The following is a 3886-nucleotide window of genomic DNA, read 5'->3' on the forward strand; positions in this document are numbered from 1 at the left end:
CGTCCGGGGCAGGGAGGATCAGTACGGCGGTACGGGTTGACTTGCCGGGCTTCCCGTTGCGCGAGTAGGGGGGATATGCCACTGCTTCACTTTGTATAGACCGGATAACCCACCCTCATGTTTATACAGCGCGCAACACAGCGACCGTTTTGTGTTGCGCTTTTTTATCCCTGTCCGCCGGCACTGCCGGGAGACACCACTCCGGGGACTTTGCTGATGCGAAACACACCTTTTCTGACGCTGACCACGCTTTTTCTGCTGCTGACATCCCCCGTGCGGGCGCAGTTGCCTTCCGTAAGCCCCTGTCAGCCGTCCGGCATTAACCTGCGCACTGATGACCGGAACGGTCAGTATGACGGCATGTCGCAGCGCGGAACGACACTGGTGTTACAGAATACCGGCTCGGGTGCCTGCCTGTTGCCGCAGCTACCGGTTCTGAGCTTCAGCGATGCGGAGCATCATCCCGTCATGGCAGAACGACGACCGGTCCCGGGGATGCATCCCGGGCCGGTGCTTCCTCCGGTGACAATGGCTCCCGGCGCTGAGCTGCAGACAGAGTTGCGCTGGGTGTCCGGCGACGTGTTTGACAATGGTCACTGTATCCGGCCGGCGTATGTTTCGCTGGAGCTGGATGGTGGTGCCCTGACGGTGCCCTTTAACCAGCAGATGTGCGCGGCAGAAGGCCAGTCCGGCTATTATTCACAGTCACTGATTGGGGTGCCATGATTCTCCTGGAGCGATGTTATTTCCGAATGCGGGCGATATAATTTTCACTTTCATACCGACAGAAAGGGCTGAATTTTATGGGTAATTCCGTTGCCGAAGAGCAGAGGCCGGGGATGCTCACCGGGCATATGGCCTGGTGCGCCCTGGTCGCGCTGGCGCTGGCCCGTTGTGACGGCGTGATAACCTCACCGGTACAGGAGAATTTGTTTCTCACCCGCTGGCTGGCCACGGCGCAGAAACAGCGTCGCTTTTCCCGGGAGGTGGCAACCGATCTGGAATGGCTGCTGAAGAAGGGCCGACAGTTGGGGGGGAACGCAAAACTCGTCACTAAGCTGACCTACCTGTGGGAGTCCTGCACTGGGGGGCTCAAAGACCAGACCGATATGTTTCGCTTCACCCACGCGGTTGAAACGGCGAAGGAGATGTACTGGATTTGCCGGATGCTCAGCGACCGGGAATGGTCAGGCCGCCACGCGGTGACGCTGAACGCTGGCGTGAACGCAGTGTATCTGTCGCTCAGTAATCTTGACGCCGCGTTTGATGAAAACGGACACCAGGTGAGCGTGCTGATGGTGAAAATTACCGGAAATGTGTCCGGTTTCAGTGAGCTGCTTGGGCACAGTGGCTGGCGTCTGGAGCACCAGAACGGCCACTGCTGGAACTTGTGGTCCTGCCGTGACACCCGCGAAATGAACAGTGACCCTGGAGGCCGTTGATAGAACAGTTTTCACAGACGCTGCTCAGCCTGAATAAACTTCTGCTGCGCGTGGGGGGCAGCCCTTCGGGAGGCCGGAATTTACCTACAGACGGTTTTATTGTTGTGTTGGTGTCCGTAGATTGTAATCACCAGGCTCTCTTTAATAGTTAATTATAGTGTTCAAATATTTTAATGAAGGAGATTAAATGTGAAAAAAATATTAGTGATGACTATATTGCTGGGGGCGTCAACATCAGCACTTGCAGCGGATGTTTATTCTCCGGCAGGTGGCGTTGTATGTGATAAAAAAGCCGGATACTGCGTTGATGATGAAGGCATTTCTATGGGGATGACCTCTAAATATCTGGGCGAACAGGCATACAGCAAACTGGATAAGACACTGGGAAGTGGGACTGATATTAATCTGGGGGAATATACCCTGAGCAATGGCGTACACTGCGACTCAAAAGCAAAGCAGTGCTACAAAGATCGCTTTTTTCCGCGAACACCAGACAAACAAGAAACAACGCTGACGCAGCAGATATTTGGTAAAGGGCAATAATACCATAAAATGCATTGCAATTTTTGCCAGGAAGTATCTCCCGTTGCTAAGGGTTATTTGTCCATTTCATATAACGGAGAAACTTAGATATGCGCATATTACCTGTTACGCTTCTCGTTTGCAGTTTTATTCTGAGCACCGGGGCGATGGCAACATCCCCGGCAAAGAAAGATGCTCAATCTACAGTTGATGTTCAACAGACGACAGATCCGTCCGCACCAAAGAAGGTTCCACGCCCCCGTAAACCAAAGACAGACGATACCATACCTCAGTCAACGGATACGGCTTCGGCGGCTGTGCGGGATAAAAGCGGTCGGTTCGTGAAAAAAGAGAATACGCTGCCAGTACCAGAACAAAAGTCTGCTCCTGCCCCAGTTTCTGCGAAAGAACCAAAGTCAGCGCCAACATCCGCAGTGGTGCCAAATGCGGTTGAGTCAGGTGCTACAGCGCGGTGTAAAGACGGTTCTTTCAGTCACAGCAAGCAGCACAGTGGCTCTTGTTCGCGCCATGGTGGCGTGGCGCAATGGCTGGCCGAATAATGGGGGAGATAGTATGGGTATTCTGAATAACATCCTGGGCCGTTTTTTCCAGGGAACGGATGTACACCCAAATCTGATGGCCTTCCTGTCGTGGGTACAGGATGAGGGCGGGTTTCCGGTGCTGCTGGCTCGTTTTAAGACGCTGGAAGAAGGCGGGCTGACGGCTGAATATCTTACCCCTGAGCATATCAGCAGTGTGTTCAGTGCCGACGAGCTGTCTTCGCTTGCACAGCATATGGGGATCTCTCAGGGTGAAGTGACTGGCTGGATGAGTGCCCATCTGCCTGCTGTATTGCAGCATTTGTCTCCTGAAGCGCACCAACTTGGCGGCAACAATATGCTTGATATGGCTCTGTCGATCCTTCGTGATCGTATGAAGTGATTTTTCTCTTCCTTTATGCAGTTAGATGCTTAAGGGAGACGACAGGTCGAAGTAAATAAAAAATATAACAATAAAAGGACGCCCGGCCATGAAGGCTGAGCGTCCAGAGGGCACTACTACATCACACTTGATTTTCCGCCCCGTCTATCAGACCGTCAATGTGGTCAGCGTACCATTGCATCATCTCGCGTCGATTATCAAGGTATTGGGCATGATTATAGGTTCCACGAATACTGTTCTTATCCACATGGGCAAGTTGCAGTTCGATCCATGCAGTGTTAAATCCATGCTCATGCAGGATGGTACTCATTGTGTGGCGAAAACCATGGCCGGTTGCTCTCCCGTCGTAACCGATGCGTTTGAGGACCATATTGATACTGGCTTCACTCATTGGTTTATTGATATCGCAGCGTCCAGGAAAGAGCAACCGGTACTGGCCTGTATATACCTGTAATTCGCGTAAGATTGCCATCACCTGTTTTGATAACGGTACCAGATGAATGCGCCTTCCTTTCATGCGTTCTTCAGGTACAGCCCACTGAGCATTGTCGAAATCGAATTCAGACCATTCAGCTGCTCGTAATTCTATCGTTCTGACGCCGGTTAGCATTAACAGTCTGGTTGCCATGCGGACAACAGGGCTGCCATGGTACTCAGCCAGTTTTGTAAGAAGGGTAGAGAGTTCATTTTCTTGCAGGTGAGGGAAATGTTTCGTCTTGGGGGCTGTCAACGTGCTGGTCAGTTCTGAGGCGGGGTTAATTGTGGCTCGTCCGGTTGCAATGGCGTAGCGGAAAATTTGATTGCAGTACTGTCTGACTTTACGCAGTTTTTCCAGTGAGCCTCGTTTTTCAATCAGGCGTAGCGCCTCCAGCATTTCCAGCGGCAGGATCTCTGCAACAGGGCGTTTGCCTACGTAAGGGAGGATATCCTTCTCCAGGGCTTCCTGGACGCTCTCAGCGTAGCTTTCCGACCACGAGGCT

General features: G+C 52.4%; 6 protein-coding genes. 5 read left to right on the forward strand and 1 reads right to left on the reverse strand.

Annotated features, from left to right (window positions below; all coding sequences use genetic code 11):
• Positions 1–216 precede the first annotated feature (216 nt).
• The 5 genes from VF709_RS24615 (at position 217) to VF709_RS24635 (ending at position 2906) form a co-directional block, all read left to right on the forward strand.
• Entirely contained in the window at positions 217–726 is a 510-nt protein-coding gene (locus VF709_RS24615; RefSeq protein WP_188024562.1) for a DUF4232 domain-containing protein, read from the forward strand.
• A 77-nt stretch (positions 727–803) separates the two neighbouring features.
• Positions 804–1442: a DUF2913 family protein gene (locus VF709_RS24620; protein ID WP_262484729.1), complete on the forward strand. Its 639-nt coding sequence runs from the start codon at positions 804–806 to the stop codon at positions 1440–1442.
• A gap of 189 nt (positions 1443–1631) precedes the next feature.
• Entirely contained in the window at positions 1632–1985 is a 354-nt protein-coding gene (locus VF709_RS24625) for a YcgJ family protein (RefSeq protein ID WP_262484728.1), read from the forward strand.
• 89 nt (positions 1986–2074) lie between these two features.
• A complete protein-coding gene (locus VF709_RS24630) occupies positions 2075–2524 on the forward strand; it encodes a DUF3761 domain-containing protein (RefSeq protein ID WP_262484727.1) in 450 nt (149 codons plus the stop codon).
• A gap of 13 nt (positions 2525–2537) precedes the next feature.
• Positions 2538–2906: a YidB family protein gene (locus VF709_RS24635; protein WP_336243205.1), complete on the forward strand. Its 369-nt coding sequence runs from the start codon at positions 2538–2540 to the stop codon at positions 2904–2906.
• 121 nt (positions 2907–3027) lie between these two features.
• Here VF709_RS24635 and VF709_RS24640 read toward each other — a convergent pair.
• Positions 3028–3886, reverse strand: an 859-nt coding sequence (locus VF709_RS24640; protein WP_440232450.1) for a tyrosine-type recombinase/integrase, incomplete at its 5' end; no start/stop codon positions are given.

Source organism: Enterobacter sp. Lyrl_3, from assembly GCF_051948675.1.
Classification (GTDB): domain Bacteria; phylum Pseudomonadota; class Gammaproteobacteria; order Enterobacterales; family Enterobacteriaceae; genus Enterobacter; species Enterobacter cloacae.

What these genes read in the sequence shown, in the direction of transcription:
- VF709_RS24620 (WP_262484729.1), top strand. Translation starts at nt 804, where the DNA reads ATGGGTAATTCCGTTGCCGAAGAGCAGAGGCCGGGGATGCTCACCGGG.
- VF709_RS24635 (WP_336243205.1), top strand. Translation starts at nt 2,538, where the DNA reads ATGGGTATTCTGAATAACATCCTGGGCCGTTTTTTCCAGGGAACGGAT.
- VF709_RS24615 (WP_188024562.1), top strand. Translation starts at nt 217, where the DNA reads ATGCGAAACACACCTTTTCTGACGCTGACCACGCTTTTTCTGCTGCTG.
- VF709_RS24630 (WP_262484727.1), top strand. Translation starts at nt 2,075, where the DNA reads ATGCGCATATTACCTGTTACGCTTCTCGTTTGCAGTTTTATTCTGAGC.